We start from the raw sequence: 13476 nt of genomic DNA, 5'->3' as shown, positions 1-13476 counted from the left end.
ACTTTTATGGAATCCGATGTTCCTGAGCGAAATTTACTGGAGCAGGAGGGAACCCATCGAGGATGAGCGAGAAGGATTCAGGTGTTCTCCGTCTGCGAACCCCGACAGGGTCACTGCGGAAGCCATGAAGCGAAGGAACGAAGGATTCCATTTCTGCCAAGGTTTTGCTCCTAGGCTGAGAGCTGAACGCCGGGTTACTCTATGTGAAGTCCGGCGTACCCGACCACCTGCAGGTAATCACCACTGACATCACCTGAGGTGGCATACTTAACCAGTTCAGCATGAGTAGCCCCTAGCTCTTTGCAGGCTGTCAGGGTAATCGTTGCCGGGACAACCCCGCACATAGAGATATCGTGTTTAAGGACTGTGGCTAAAAGGCCCTGCGGATCAAGGGCCAGGATGCGGTCAATCGCCAACTTATCTTTCTGCCTGGCGGACTTGTCAGACTCGTAGTGGGTCATATCTGAACTGGCCACGATAAGCACCTTCCGGCTGTAATCCTTGATGGCCTTGGCTATAGATTCGCCGATCTCCCGGCAGACCTCCCAGCCCGCATGGGCGAGGACGACTGGCACCAGCCTGAAATCCTTATTTAACGCCTGCAGAAAAGGAACCTGCACCTCCAGTGAATGCTCATAAGCATGGGCGCGGTAATCAACTGTAATATGGCGTGAATGCCCAAGTATCAGGGAAGCGAGTTCCTTATTGATAGAGACCTCGCCGTTAGGCATCTGCCATGTACCCTCGGCCATCACGGCATAAGAATCGCCCATGCCCCGGTGGTTGGGACCTAATATAATCACATCATCGGGAACGGCTATACGGGAAAAGACCGCCCCGGCTACGTGGCCGGAGTATATATACCCGGCGTGAGGGGAAATAACCCCCAGGACTTCCTTCTTCTCCCCCGGAACCAGATACGACCGCACTTCCCTTTCTAAGGCTGCCGCCGACCCCGGATAAAATTGACCGGCTACGGCTGGTTTTCTTACCATATTTATTACCTCTTGCATTTGTAATAGCGGGGCTTCGCGTAATCGAGCGGGTAATTTTTTACCCTTCTCTATTCCCCTCTTTGGAAAAGAGGGGTTAGTGGAGATTTTATAATTGATTGCCCTTCAAATCCCCCCCCTCGCCCCCCTTTGCTAAAGGGGGGATAATAAAAAGCCTGTCTTATTTTAAGAGAAAGTTACCCACACTCTTTCACGATGATCCATAATAGCATGTGCACAATAGTCGTTACAACCCAAATCCACCGTCTAGCTTAGCTATCAAGATTAACATCATCCGGTTATGGAGTATTCCTGATCACCGGCAAGATATTAGATGCAAGGCGCCGAGGAGCGACGACTGAGGCGTATGGAGCAATACGCCGCAAGGAGGAGCGATCGAAGGCAACGCCGCAGATGATGTCTTGATGGCAGATCAGGGACAAGCTTTTTGCTCTTGGCAACAGCCCGCCCTTTGAGTATTATGGTAATTATGATTAAGACGCTTAAATTTCTATTGGCCGATCTCGTCTTTGACATGGAGAAAAAGGTCCCTTACGCCTCCGCCCTGGCTATGGAGACGGAAGGAGAAAAGGTCACCGTAGAGACCCATGAACAGAAGGCTGAGCCGTTGCCTCCCCAGCGGGGGGTAGTGTTCACGGTCTTCACCGGACGTCATTTCATGGAAGCGGCGACAAACGACCTTAGGCCGGAGATACTGAAAAAGACGGCGCAGGATCTCGTCAAAAAAGCAGAAGACCTGATTCGCTACGATGGCCCTGTAATCGACCCTGGAGAAATGACGGACCAGGAATTTTACGTCCAGCGTCAGATAAAAAACGAAGATATTCCTCTTGCCCGGAAAATAGACCTCTGCCGGTCCTGCAAAGACCGGGTGGAACGGGCCGATAAACGGATAACCAGCGCCCTTTGCCAATACCTTTTTGTGAGGACACGGGAACTTTTCGTGAACCGTCACAAAAAGCTCTATCAGGACCTGAAAAGAACCCAGGCGGTAGCCTTTGTTGTGATGTGTAATGGTGAAAGGGCCTCCCAACTCCATACCGGACACGCCTATCAGGGCGGCTACGAACATGCGGCATTGCCTGAAGAAAAGCTCGACAAGCTCATTACGGATTGTGCCCGCATCCTTTATGCGGAGCGTCTTAATCCCGGCCACTATGACTGTATTTTTTCTCCGGCGTTTGCCGGCATGTTTGCCCACGAGGCCTTCGGCCACGGCATGGAGACAGATATGTTTCTTAAACGCAGGGCCAAAGGCGCCGAGTACATTAATAAACAGGTGGCCTCCCCTCTGGTGAACATGTTCGATTCCCCTGCCCTCCCCGGCCAGGCCGCCTCTTTTTTCTTCGACCACGAGGGGCAACCGGCGAGCGAAACGCAGATAATTGAAAACGGCATATTAAAATCCGGCCTGACTGACCTTAACTCTGCCCTTCGGCTAAACTTGCGCCGCACGGCCAACGGGAGGCGTGAGTCATTTACGAACAAGGTCTATGCGCGTATGACCAATACGTATTTTGGCCCAGGAAGAAATTCCTTTGAGGAGATGGTACGAGATATCCCCTACGGCTATTTTCTTGACCACCCCTCAAACGGCATGGAAGATCCCAAGGGATGGGGCATTCAGCTCGAAGGATACTATACCGAGGAAATACGCGACGGCCGACTGACCGGCAAGGTTTACAGCCCGGTCATCGTAACCGGCTATGTCCCGGAACTTCTCAAGTCCATTACCATGGTTGGCGATAAAATAGAGATCGGGGGCCTGGGTATGTGCGGCAAGGGGCATAAGGAGTGGGTTAAAGTAACAGACGGCGGGCCGTACTTGAGACTGAAGGCGAGATTAGGATAATTGAACTTTTCTGATGAACTCTTTTATCTCTTCGCTCCATAACTTTCGCAATGACCCTTTCGGAGCTCGCAGGTAGGGAATGTTTTGCCCCTTTCCACCTGAGGCGGACTTTCCCCTTCCTGCTCGCTCTCGAATGGATACCCCATTGCTTCAGCAAATTTCGCTCAGAGACGAAAGAGTTCAATAAATAAGTCTAATTAATGAAGATACGTATAAGGTTTGAGAAAGGATAAAAATGTATCTTTCTGATATTGCCGACTACCTATCATCTGTAAAAGAACTGACCGCGTGGGAAGTAACCCAACTGAAGCGCCGTGAGTCCCAGCTTTATACTATCTTTCAGGACGTAGAAAACATCCGGGAAGTAACGAGCGAAGAGTTTCAGATAAAAGTATATCTTACGTACGAAAGAGATGGTCAGAGTTTTCTGGGAGAGTCATCTTTTGTGCTGACCGGAGACGATCTCCCGCGCCCGAAGATTGAATCCGCCCTGGAGATGGCCCGGCTGATTGCCAACCGGCCCTTCTCCCTGCCCGAATCCGGACAGGCCTACTCCGCCGTAAAGGCCTTTGACGCAAAGGTTGCATCTGATCCGGCATATTATCTTGAGCAGATTCACGGGGAGTTGATCACTTTCAGCTATCCGGGAATCGAATTAAGTTCTTCTGAGATATTCGTGGCGGAAAGCACATATACACTTCTCAACTCTACCGGCCTCCGAGCCAAGCGTGAAGAGACAAAAATCATGCTCGATTTTGTCCTCCTGGCCGGGAATAAGGATAAAGAGGGTGAGATCGACGGCCTGAAGCGCTGCCGCCTTTATGCCGACCTCAAGTTGGCTCCCACCCTGAATCAATATGCCGCCTATGCCCGGGATTTGTTGACGGCTGAGCCGCCGCCTACGGGGTTGTATGATGTGATATTTGCGGAAGAGGCCCTGGATACCTTTTTTAATTATTTCATCGCCCAGGCCGGCGGCCTGGCCGCCTATCAGGGATGGTCTCAGTTTAAAGAAAACGAGCCTATAATGAGTAACCCCAAAGGCGAGAGGCTCACGCTCATAAGCGACCCCTTTTTGCCGGGCAGCATGAAGAGCAAATCCTTTGACGAAAATGGGCTGGCCTCTGAAAGGGTTTTGGTGATCGAGAATAACATCTTCAGAAATCGTACTGCCAATAAACGATACGCCGATTACCTGGGAATAGAACCTACCGGAGATTTTGCGAATGTTGTGGTCTCACCCGGGGATTATTCTCTGAAAGACCTCATGTCCCCTTCCCCGGTGCTTTACCTTCTTAAGTTTTCTACCTTTGAACCCAATCCGGTCACCGGGGCCTTTTCCGGAGAGATTCGCGTGGGGTATCTGATTGATGGGGATAAACGCGTGCCGATCAAAGGAGGATCAATCTCCGGCACCATGTCTCAGGCCCTGAAAGAGATTTATTTTTCTAAGGAAACAACCAAGCGGGAATCCTACAGTGGCCCTTTGGCTGTTAAGGTCTGCAATCTGAATGTAGCTGGTCGATAGAGTCCGGTCGCTCAATGTACCGAACCAGACATGGCCTCCTGCTTATAACGATGCCCATCCCGACAGTTTCTTGGGCCAACCCGTTTCGAAATCTTCCCTACCTATACCATTTCGTCTTGGAATATCCATCAATTCATGATATAAAATCAAACCATACAACTATACTGAGCCGATAAATTTCCAAATAACAACGCAGCGTGCGCGGTTCATTTCAACTATACTTTTTACGGTCGACTTCGCGCCGTAAAAACTCTTATTCGTTGGGGGACGCAAAACGATGGTAACACTGACGGCAAAGAGTAGTAGTGGGGGCACCTACCAGGTCACCTTTGCAATGGAAGGAGAAAGATTTTCCGCGCGTTGTACGTGCAAAGCGGGGATAATGGGGAACCTCTGCAAGCACCGAATTGCCTTGCTTGCAGGCGACGCCAAGATGCTCGCAAACCCAGAGCAAGTTACAGATATGCAGCGCGTTGCCGAATGGGCTAAACAGGCCGGAATACATCAGGCGTGCAAAGAGATTGCGGAGGCTCAGAGCGAAGTGGCCCGCGCCCAAGAGAAAGTCAAAAAACTGAAAAGGGTTCTTCTGGAGAGGATCACATGAACCAAGAAGCACTTGATATCCTGCAACGTCTCACCGAGGATGCTTCAATCCGCCGCCAGAAGCGACTGACCCAGTTGCTCAAACCAGCCGAAGCTGAATACGCTGAAGGGTGGTTTATGTGTGTGCCAAAGTGCTTCAACGATTCCCTCGACATTCGTCTCACGGAACGTATCGTTGATGGCCATTTGGCCCTGGTCTGGACACAGGGATCGGCGTTCTCGTTCAGTGAAGGAGACATTCTCTACGATACCCGCAATGCCTACAAGGTGTGGTCGGAGGCACTCAAGAGCATTTCGTTGGGTGTGCAGGTCAGACAGGCCCTCGCGGCAGGTGCTGCCTCGGAAGGTAACGGCCGGTCACCGGGTTCGGTAACCTTCGAGATACTGAAACCCGACAAGCGTCGGAGCAAACTCGTGGGAAACGGTTATTACACCTTGTCGCAAGACGACTTTGTTCGTTTTCTCATCGCGGGGCCATCGGAAGGATTCGCAGCCAGATTAAAAGAGGCCCCAACAACAAATTCAACTGAAATTCAACCTGACTGTCCGAAGCACCCGGCAGGTTAATTTCACGTTGGGCACACAATGAATAGAGAGGAATTATGAGAGGTACGATTTACGCGATAAATAACCGGCGGGGCACGGTTGCTGTCCAGACAGAAAATGGTGATTTCTCGGTATTTGAACTATTGGCCAGTGATAACGTTGATGTTGGAGACGAGGTATATTGGAAGGATGATACTTCACTTGGATCAACCATTCTCACCAACATGACTAAAGCACAGAAAATCGAGGTCTACTTTCAGAACCACTGGGTTCCTAAGCAACAACTGAAATGGAAACCGATGGGGAGAAACCGATGGGGACGTTGTTTCTTACGTTGCATAACACCTATCCGTCTTCTATCCAAACGCTTGTACAATACTAACGAAGCTTACTCCTTTTACACTCTTTTTCAAATCAAAAGAAAAGCAATGTAAGAAACAACGTTATATATTGACCCTTGTTTGCGGTGCATATTGATGCTGATTGAGTTCTGCTTGATTTCAGGTCGTTCAACCGGAGTGGTTCCGCTAGCGCGGGACCTCGGCCGATTAACTCTGCGTTCGGTGTTACGAGGAAATATGGGACTCAAAAGGTGAGCAGAAGCCGATCTGATACCTGCTCTGATTCCAACGTCTTGCCGTTCATTTGAAATCGGCGCAACATCGATCTACCGCAATTTACATACACCTCGCGTTCAAACAAACCAGCCGGAATAGGAAGGTCGCAGAACAGACCGCCGGATTTCTTGGTTCCGTCAATGCTGAGCGCAACGAAGACACCGCGCTGTTTACAGTCTGATATTGCGCTAAGTAGCTCCAGGAGGTCAAATGCTTGAGCGCCGTACAGAATAGACTGGCTGTGGCGATATGGCGGATCACAATAAATAAGATCCCCTTCTTTCGCCATATTCATTGCTTCCCGGTAACCAAGAACATCAAAGGAACAATCCCTTACGCGCCGATACCACTCATCAACGCGGGCTTTGAAAGCCTTCGGAGAAATTGGCCGATGAACTCCGCACGGCGTGGACATGTACCCGTCCGATTTACGGAATCGTACCACACCGCCGTAGCATGCACGGCAGAGAAATAATAGGTCGGCTCCGTTAGGACGGCTGTTGTAGCTGGCCTTGATTTGCTCGTAAACGCTTACCTTGTCCAAGTGTTGAAGGCGATTCCACCTTTCCTCATACCATGCTTTCACAGACTCCGGGTTGTGAACAAGTGCCTGCCAGATTTCGACAAGCGGACTAAAGACGTCAGAACCAAGCCCGTCAGAAGGGGCCAAAGTCGCCAAAACCGCCCCGCTCCCGAGGAATGGTTCAAAATACCGTCCGAACCTCCGAGGGAAGCAGGAGACGATTTCTGCGGCAAACCGTTGTTTGTTGCCGATCCACTTCAGCAATTGCCCGCTTGGGGCCTCAACAGCCGTCTTGTCGTAAGCCTTGAACAATCCAAGTTGCATGATGGCAGACTACACCAATCGCGCAATCGATGCAAGATGAATATTCCATTTTGGGATATTATGGGCGTTTCGTGTAATATGCAGCCGTGCAAAAAGCTATATACAGTCAAGATCAAAGCCGTCTGCAGAAGCTATTAAAAACAGCACGGGTGGAAGCCGGTCTGACGCAAGCGGAGTTGGCCCAACACCTCGGCGTCAATCAATCATTTGTCAGTAAATACGAATCAGGGGAGCGCAGGCTTGATCTGATCGAACTTCGCAACATCTGTAAGGCGTTAGGAATCCCCCTGCTATCCTTTGTGAAACGATTCGACGAGTCAACATAGTGAAACCTGATAAACGCTTTCTCGGCCTGCCCAAAGACTTCTGGGCTCACGTCCGTCTAATCAGCGAGCACATCGGCTATACCGCCCGGGGAACCCACCAGATAAAGATTCCCTCATTTGAGGATCAAATTCGGGCGCTTGAGGCTCTCGGCATGTCCAACAGGAAAATCGCGGATGAATTAGGGAGACCTTCGGATTTTGGTCAACGACTTGGTGGCTACTTCGTTTTTAGGGCCAATGTGCTTAACAGCACAGTTGAGCCTTTGCTTATGGACTATCAGGCTGCAAAAGCCCTTTTCACAACAGTCCGTCGTTCTCTCAAATCAACACTTGACATTCCTATGAATAAGCAAAAAGGCAAGAAGAAACAACCCGCCTATCTTACCGGAATGGTCAACATGATTATTCACAACCGCTGCAAAGGACACGACTGCGATTTCGATCCCCGCGCCCTGACACGAATAACACGAGATGATCTACCCCTTCGGGCTCTTGCGAGACGGGTCGACGGTGCATTCCCCTCTACTCTCAATCCCGTTGCAGTGTGGGAGATCAAGGAATACTATTACACGACAACATTCGGTAGTCGCGTTGCTGATGGTGTTTATGAGACGCTGCTCGACGGAATGGAACTTGAAGAACTCCGGGAGAATGAATCCATTGATGTGAAGCACTATCTCATTCTCGATTCACATTATACATGGTGGGAATGTGGGCGGTCTTATCTCTGTAGGGTGATAGACATGCTTCATATGGGGTATGTTGATGAAGTTCTTTTTGGCAGGGAGGTCGTCAAAAGGCTCCCCGAACTCGTTGATAAATGGCTTGAAGTTTTGAAAGGAAGATAAGAGTACCGACTCGGGTAAAAGGGAGCTTCTAACCCCCCTCCCCCTAGTGTACTGTCTTATAAATAAGTGGATTTATATTGCCATGTATGATAGACTATCCGCATGTCACGACAAGCCATGCAAGTTACATTGAGTAAAACAGATCGGCAAGAATTGGAGCATTGGGTGAGCGCCCATCGCACGCCGCAACAGGTTGCGCAACGCTGCCGGATAATATTGGCGGCAGCGCAAGGGCAACAGGACAAGGATATCGCTGCGAGTATGCGGATCAATTTTAAAACGGTGGCTTTATGGCGGCAGCGCTTTTGTAGTCAGGGGCCGGACTGTCTTTGGGAAGTAGCTGGAGGCCGGGGGCGTAAACCCCAGTACACGGCAGACAAGATAGAAGAGATTATCAAGGCTACTCTGCAAAGTCGGCCTACGGGAGCTACTCATTGGAGCTGCCGTACGATGGCTGAAAAGCAAGGTATAAGCAGGGCAACGGTCAACCGGATTTGGCAGAGTCATGGAATACAGCCGCACCGGGTTAAGGGATTCAAGTTATCACGTGATCCCATGTTTTTAGAGAAACTCACCGATGTGGTAGGTCTCTATCTCAATCCCCCGGAAAAAGCAGTAGTCCTTTGTGTGGACGAGAAAAGTCAGATTCAGGCGTTGGATCGCACACAGCCGGGGCTACCTTTGAAAAAAGGCCGATGTGGAACTATGACACATGACTACAAGCGTAACGGCACTACGACTCTCTTTGCAGCGCTGGAAATAGCACAAGGCAAGGTGATTGGGCAGTGTTATGCCCGGCATCGTCATCAAGAGTTTCTCAAATTTTTGAAACGCCTGGATGCAGAGTTTCCTGTGAAAATAAAACTACACTTGGTAATAGACAACTATGGAACTCACAAACATCCCAAAGTGCAGGCTTGGTTAAAACGCCATCCGCGTTTTGTGGCTCACTTCATTCCGACCAGCTCAAGCTGGTTGAATTTAGTAGAACGCTGGTTTGGAGAATTGACGGGAAAACGCATACGCCGTGGCACTTTTGTCAGTGTCGCTGATCTTATTGCTGCGATTGAAGAATATTTGGCCGCTTGGAATACAAACCCCAGGCCCTTCGTTTGGATGGCAACAATAGAATCAATCGTGGAAAAACTCTCTCGCTGCCGACAAACTTTAGAAAAAATTAAGCCGGGTTCTACATTACCACGTTCCGGTAAATCAAAAAGAAATAACTCCAGTCGTTTATGAGACACTACACTAGCATGCGGGTCCGCACGGGGCGGTTCGCAAAGCCTATCGGGCCGTAGTCGGATAATGAATATGCTTCCCGTAGTATTGAAGCTCCCCGCAGCAAGCTGCGGGGAATCTCCGTATGCAAGGTAAAATGCATCGTATTCGCTCGCTAACCCCGCTGCAAGCAGCGGGGAATGCGCTCGCTATGCATGTTCACCGTGTAAATAAACAGCCTGCCCACGATCCATCTCTATATAATTTTACCAGCTTTAAATTCCGGCCTGTATAAGGGGCAACCATAGCCTCACTCTGTGCGTGTCTTATCCCGGAAAGGATCAAAAATCCATTTGGCATTAATCGGCGACAGATATCATCTGCCAGATACAGCGCTACAGAGGCGGTGAGATTGGCCGTGATAAGCCTAAAACTGCCTTCAATCTTAGAAAGAGGAGTCAGAGATACCTCTATCCGGTGTTCGAGGCGGTTCAGAGAGACGTTTTCTCCGGCTATCCCGGCTGCCTCCTCATCGACTTCCAGCGCCAGGACCGCCCCGCTTCCGAGTTTGGCCGCGACAATAGAAAGTATGCCTGTTCCCGTGCCCACATCCAGAACAGTCGGGTTATCAGCAAAAAAGCCTTTGTCCCCTATTTCCTCTAAGACACGCAGGCACAACAAGGTACTGGGATGCTGACCCGTGCCAAAAACCCTGCCCGGATTCAGTCGAATAACTGTGTCGTCCGGCAGCGATGTATCTTCCCATTTCGGGATCACGGTAAAGCGCGGAGAAACCTGGAAAGCAGTGAACACATCTCTGCCGTCATGAATGTATCTCGTTTCCAAATATATGGGCGTATCTAAGCAATACTTATCCTCCAGAAGTCCCAGGTATGCATCCAAATTTTTCAGGACGTCGTCCGGATCCGTACTATATGGGATACGGGCAACGAATGTTTGCGCACAGTCTGAGATGAGTCCTTGCTCAGAATAGCGGACGACTCCATACGGAGTAGTCAGATGAAAAAACTTTTCCAATAACGGAAAAAGGCGGGCGGGGGCAATAATGGTCACTTCCAGCCAGTCCGGGACCTTATCCTCATTGAAAAACTCGATGGGTACAGTATATTCGGTCATTTCCATAATCTTAAAAAATTAAGAATAACGGGAAAAACTATTAAGTTCCACAAAAGAATGCCGATAAATAAAAAAGATGGATATAGTATGACCCATAAAAATAGCATAGGCGCTGAAAAAAACTTGCTTTGTGCTTTTAAAATATAGTATATATCTAATCAGCAAGAAGATTAAGTGAGAAAAGGAGTTAATTCATGCGGTGTAGAGCCATTCTCATTTTTATACTTGCACTAATTCTTATCCTGCCATCAGCCTCCTCTTTTGCAGAAACTAAAAAATGTCATAATACCAAAAAGAAAGTTTGCTACACCGCCAGCGAGAAGGTTCAAAAGCACAAGAAGAAAGCGAAGCGAACCGCCTCTGTAAAAAAATATCACAAGAGGGCTAAGAAGTACAATAAGAAGAGAACGCACAGGGCATCCAGAAAATATCGTCGTCAATATTGTTCCGCCCTTACCGCCCGTTCAGCTATAGTCCTGGACGCCGATACCAATTATATTTACTTTGCCCAGAATCAGGGTCTTCCCTTACAGCCGGCCAGCACCATCAAAATAGTCACCGGTTTCCTGGCATTAAAAAATCTGGAAGCAAGTGATCCCGTTACCGTTAGTCGCTATGCTGCAAAAGCTCCCTGCCAAAAAGCATACCTTCGTTGCGGAAAAACATATCCGGCTATAGACCTTATCTATGCCACCCTGCTTCACTCCGCTAACGATGCCAGCAGGGCGCTGGCGGAAAAGATGGCCGGATCAGAGGAAGAATTTGCTCAAATAATGACCCGGACCGCGCGTGAGCTCGGCGCTAAAAACACAAGTTGCCGTACGGCCAGCGGCCTGACCGCACCCGGTCAACATACAACCGCATATGATCTGGCCGTTATCTTTAAAAAGGCCATGCGGAATGAAAAATTTTCCGATATTCTCAAAACCCGGAAGTTTGAGATTCATGGCGGCAAACGGGTTGTCAATCACAATAAAGCCCTCTGGCAGATCGAAGGGGCGGAGGGCGGTAAGACGGGCTTTACCCGCGCCGCCAAGAAAACTTATGTAGGCATGTTCAAGAGAAATAATCGCACCGTTGTTATCGCCTTCCTGGGCAGTGAAAATCTCTGGAGTGATGTACGTTACCTGGTACGCAAGGCATTTACGGACGTGCGACCAACTATCCAGGCCGCCAAGGGCAAGCCCGACGTATCACCTATCTAGTGTAGTGTCTCTAACACCTCTTTACAATGATCTTAGAGTTGTAACTCTCGCCTATACGCCTGCGGCGGAATAATCAATGTTTACCCGAGTAGCTTATTTCGTCTTCTTGGACCAACCCGTCTCGAAATCTAACCTACCCTACCCATATTGTTTCGTCTTGGAATATCGATTAATTCCTGATATAAAACGATGCAACTATATTCGTGCGGCTGACAGGACTATAACTTACTATGAAAGAAGCCGTCAGATGGTAAAAGAAACAAAAACCAAGGACCAAACAGGTGTTGATAAGGGATTGGTCGCGATGTTCCTCAGGATGTCGCCCGAGGAGCGCCTGCAGGCCAATGATAACGCAGTATGCACTATTCTGGAGCTGAGGAATGCCTACCGGCAGCGGAAAACCAGGGGGCGCAGACCTAAGCGCAGTGCTTGAGGGGCTTATAGAGGCAGGCGTCGAGTTTATTCTGGTCGGCGGTCTTGCCGCCGTTGTGCAGGGAGCGCCCGTCACAACAATGGACTTGGACATCGTTCACAAGCGATCTCCCGAAAACATCGCCAGGCTGCTTGCCTTTCTCAAGTCGATTGACGCATTTCATCGTCGCCCGGACAACAAGATTATCAGGCCAAAGAAGGGGGACATTTCGGGGATGGGCCATGCTCTCTTCACGACTCGGCTCGGCCCTCTCGATGTCTTGGCTGTTATTGAGGAGGGAAGAGACTACGAAGATCTTCTTAAACACACAGTGGAAATCGAGTTTAGGGGCCACACTGTTCGTGTCCTCGATCTTAAAACGCTGGTTGAACTGAAGAGAACCTCCAGAGATCTCAAAGACAGGCAGCGTCTTCCGGTGCTGGAAGAAACACTTCGACAAGTGGAGGAGAAGTACGGCACCGAGCAGGGATCAGGAAGAGCCAGCCATAAAGACGACGCCGGCGATCAGTAACGCCGCCGAAATTGGTTGGTCATGCCGGTCTGCGTTATGTACCGAACCAGACCCGGCCTGCTGCCAACAACGATGCCCATCCCGACAGTTACTTTGGCCAACCCGTTTCGAAATCTTCCCTGCCCATACGGTTTCATCTTGGAATATCGATCAATTCCTGATATAAAATCAAACCATATAACTATGCTGAGCCGATAAATTTCCAGGCAACAGCTCGGATTGCGCGGTTCAGTTCAACTGTACTTTTACGGTCGGCTCCGCGCCGTAAAAACTCTTATTCGTTATGCATCAAAGGAGGTAACCATGCACAAAAAATTTGCGGTACTATTGGCAGCGGTTGCTCTTACAGGCTGCATTAGCATGCAGATTGACTCTGCTATTTCGAAATATGAAACAGTAGCTGACCAGGTAGAATTAGGTGATAGTAAAGAGAAAGTGTTAGCTATACTTCAGCCCACACAAGAGGGTTTGCCGAAATCCTGTCGCAAGAATCCAGAAAAATACATAAAAGAAGGTGTAAAAGTCGAAATCTATTATATGAGGTCAGTGCGTCAGCCAGACGGACTCACAACAGACGATGAGTTTGTTCCTTATCTTTTCAACGATGGGAAGCTTGTTGGTATCGGTTGGCAAATGCTTGGTGGGCCTAAAACTCAAGGTCAAGCAAGATCAGATACGTATATCAGCAATCAAAATACAGCTATCGTATATTAATAATGCATAACAACCGCATCAACTCGGACTGGCAATTCCGTTCCGCTTCATTGCCAGCTGGTTATGCGAAGCGTT

Annotated in this window: 15 protein-coding genes; 11 read left to right on the top strand and 4 right to left on the bottom strand. The window is 49.3% G+C overall.

What is annotated here, in order from left to right; genetic code table 11:
• Nucleotides 1–194 precede the first annotated feature (194 nt).
• Nucleotides 195–995 (bottom strand): AmmeMemoRadiSam system protein B, encoded by an 801-nt coding sequence (gene amrB / locus PHT49_07720; protein MDD5451762.1) that lies wholly within the window; start codon nt 993–995, stop codon nt 195–197.
• Nucleotides 996–1473: 478 nt separating this feature from the next.
• Between amrB and PHT49_07715 the strand changes: the two genes are divergently transcribed.
• The 5 genes from PHT49_07715 (at nt 1474) to PHT49_07695 (ending at nt 5976) form a co-directional block, all read left to right on the top strand.
• A complete protein-coding gene (locus tag PHT49_07715; GenBank protein MDD5451761.1) occupies nt 1474–2865 on the top strand; it encodes a TldD/PmbA family protein in 1392 nt (463 codons plus the stop codon).
• Nucleotides 2866–3100: 235 nt separating this feature from the next.
• The gene (locus tag PHT49_07710; protein MDD5451760.1) at nt 3101–4393 is read left to right on the top strand and encodes a metallopeptidase TldD-related protein; all 1293 of its coding nucleotides are present in this window, start codon (nt 3101–3103) and stop codon (nt 4391–4393) included.
• A gap of 277 nt (nt 4394–4670) precedes the next feature.
• Complete coding sequence (locus tag PHT49_07705) at nt 4671–4997, top strand: SWIM zinc finger domain-containing protein (protein ID MDD5451759.1); 327 nt, start codon at nt 4671–4673, stop codon at nt 4995–4997.
• Nucleotides 4994–5563: a hypothetical protein gene (locus PHT49_07700; protein ID MDD5451758.1), complete on the top strand. Its 570-nt coding sequence runs from the start codon at nt 4994–4996 to the stop codon at nt 5561–5563. Before PHT49_07705 ends, PHT49_07700 begins: the two co-directional genes overlap by 4 nt.
• A gap of 35 nt (nt 5564–5598) precedes the next feature.
• Entirely contained in the window at nt 5599–5976 is a 378-nt protein-coding gene (locus PHT49_07695) for a hypothetical protein (protein ID MDD5451757.1), read from the top strand.
• A gap of 151 nt (nt 5977–6127) precedes the next feature.
• Here PHT49_07695 and PHT49_07690 read toward each other — a convergent pair whose 3' ends face one another.
• The gene (locus tag PHT49_07690) at nt 6128–7006 is read right to left on the bottom strand and encodes a DNA adenine methylase (protein ID MDD5451756.1); all 879 of its coding nucleotides are present in this window, start codon (nt 7004–7006) and stop codon (nt 6128–6130) included.
• Between the two features lie 86 nt (nt 7007–7092).
• Here PHT49_07690 and PHT49_07685 point away from each other — a divergent pair, with 86 nt between their 5' ends.
• The 3 genes from PHT49_07685 to PHT49_07675 all read left to right on the top strand — a co-directional run bounded on the left by PHT49_07685 (nt 7093) and on the right by PHT49_07675 (nt 9422).
• Nucleotides 7093–7332, top strand: a complete 240-nt coding sequence (locus tag PHT49_07685; protein ID MDD5451755.1) for a helix-turn-helix transcriptional regulator — start codon at nt 7093–7095, stop codon at nt 7330–7332.
• On the top strand, nt 7332–8180 hold the full coding sequence (locus tag PHT49_07680) for a hypothetical protein (GenBank protein ID MDD5451754.1): 849 nt from the start codon (nt 7332–7334) through the stop codon (nt 8178–8180). Before PHT49_07685 ends, PHT49_07680 begins: the two co-directional genes overlap by 1 nt.
• Nucleotides 8181–8282: 102 nt before the next feature.
• Complete coding sequence (locus tag PHT49_07675) at nt 8283–9422, top strand: IS630 family transposase (GenBank protein MDD5451753.1); 1140 nt, start codon at nt 8283–8285, stop codon at nt 9420–9422.
• Between the two features lie 198 nt (nt 9423–9620).
• Here PHT49_07675 and PHT49_07670 read toward each other — a convergent pair whose 3' ends face one another.
• The gene (locus PHT49_07670) at nt 9621–10538 is read right to left on the bottom strand and encodes a 50S ribosomal protein L11 methyltransferase (GenBank protein ID MDD5451752.1); all 918 of its coding nucleotides are present in this window, start codon (nt 10536–10538) and stop codon (nt 9621–9623) included.
• A gap of 194 nt (nt 10539–10732) precedes the next feature.
• Between PHT49_07670 and PHT49_07665 the strand changes: the two genes are divergently transcribed.
• Both PHT49_07665 and PHT49_07660 read left to right on the top strand, forming a co-directional pair.
• Nucleotides 10733–11743, top strand: coding sequence for a serine hydrolase (locus tag PHT49_07665; GenBank protein ID MDD5451751.1), 1011 nt, complete (start codon nt 10733–10735; stop codon nt 11741–11743).
• A gap of 380 nt (nt 11744–12123) precedes the next feature.
• Entirely contained in the window at nt 12124–12687 is a 564-nt protein-coding gene (locus tag PHT49_07660) for a hypothetical protein (protein ID MDD5451750.1), read from the top strand.
• On the opposite strand, the gene PHT49_07655 is transcribed toward PHT49_07660, so the two are convergent.
• A complete protein-coding gene (locus PHT49_07655; GenBank protein MDD5451749.1) occupies nt 12681–12824 on the bottom strand; it encodes a hypothetical protein in 144 nt (47 codons plus the stop codon). The two genes, PHT49_07660 and PHT49_07655, sit on opposite strands and share 7 nt — an antisense overlap.
• 166 nt (nt 12825–12990) lie before the next feature.
• Between PHT49_07655 and PHT49_07650 the strand changes: the two genes are divergently transcribed.
• Nucleotides 12991–13401 carry a hypothetical protein gene (locus PHT49_07650; GenBank protein ID MDD5451748.1) on the top strand — a complete coding sequence of 137 codons (411 nt, stop codon included), beginning with the start codon at nt 12991–12993 and terminating at the stop codon, nt 13399–13401.
• Nucleotides 13402–13476 lie beyond the last annotated feature (75 nt).

Source organism: Desulfovibrionales bacterium (genome assembly GCA_028715605.1).
Taxonomy (GTDB): Bacteria; Desulfobacterota; QYQD01; order QYQD01; family QYQD01; genus QYQD01.
The sequence above is the reverse complement of the archived record's forward strand: the minus strand, read 5'-3'. Positions and strand labels throughout refer to the sequence as shown.

What these genes read in the sequence shown, in the direction of transcription:
- amrB (MDD5451762.1), bottom strand. Translation starts at nt 995, where the DNA reads ATGGTAAGAAAACCAGCCGTAGCCGGTCAATTTTATCCGGGGTCGGCG.
- PHT49_07715 (MDD5451761.1), top strand. Translation starts at nt 1,474, where the DNA reads ATGGTAATTATGATTAAGACGCTTAAATTTCTATTGGCCGATCTCGTC.
- PHT49_07710 (MDD5451760.1), top strand. Translation starts at nt 3,101, where the DNA reads ATGTATCTTTCTGATATTGCCGACTACCTATCATCTGTAAAAGAACTG.
- PHT49_07705 (MDD5451759.1), top strand. Translation starts at nt 4,671, where the DNA reads ATGGTAACACTGACGGCAAAGAGTAGTAGTGGGGGCACCTACCAGGTC.
- PHT49_07700 (MDD5451758.1), top strand. Translation starts at nt 4,994, where the DNA reads ATGAACCAAGAAGCACTTGATATCCTGCAACGTCTCACCGAGGATGCT.
- PHT49_07695 (MDD5451757.1), top strand. Translation starts at nt 5,599, where the DNA reads ATGAGAGGTACGATTTACGCGATAAATAACCGGCGGGGCACGGTTGCT.
- PHT49_07690 (MDD5451756.1), bottom strand. Translation starts at nt 7,006, where the DNA reads ATGCAACTTGGATTGTTCAAGGCTTACGACAAGACGGCTGTTGAGGCC.
- PHT49_07675 (MDD5451753.1), top strand. Translation starts at nt 8,283, where the DNA reads ATGTCACGACAAGCCATGCAAGTTACATTGAGTAAAACAGATCGGCAA.
- PHT49_07670 (MDD5451752.1), bottom strand. Translation starts at nt 10,538, where the DNA reads ATGACCGAATATACTGTACCCATCGAGTTTTTCAATGAGGATAAGGTC.
- PHT49_07665 (MDD5451751.1), top strand. Translation starts at nt 10,733, where the DNA reads ATGCGGTGTAGAGCCATTCTCATTTTTATACTTGCACTAATTCTTATC.
- PHT49_07660 (MDD5451750.1), top strand. Translation starts at nt 12,124, where the DNA reads ATGCCTACCGGCAGCGGAAAACCAGGGGGCGCAGACCTAAGCGCAGTG.
- PHT49_07655 (MDD5451749.1), bottom strand. Translation starts at nt 12,824, where the DNA reads ATGAAACCGTATGGGCAGGGAAGATTTCGAAACGGGTTGGCCAAAGTA.
- PHT49_07650 (MDD5451748.1), top strand. Translation starts at nt 12,991, where the DNA reads ATGCACAAAAAATTTGCGGTACTATTGGCAGCGGTTGCTCTTACAGGC.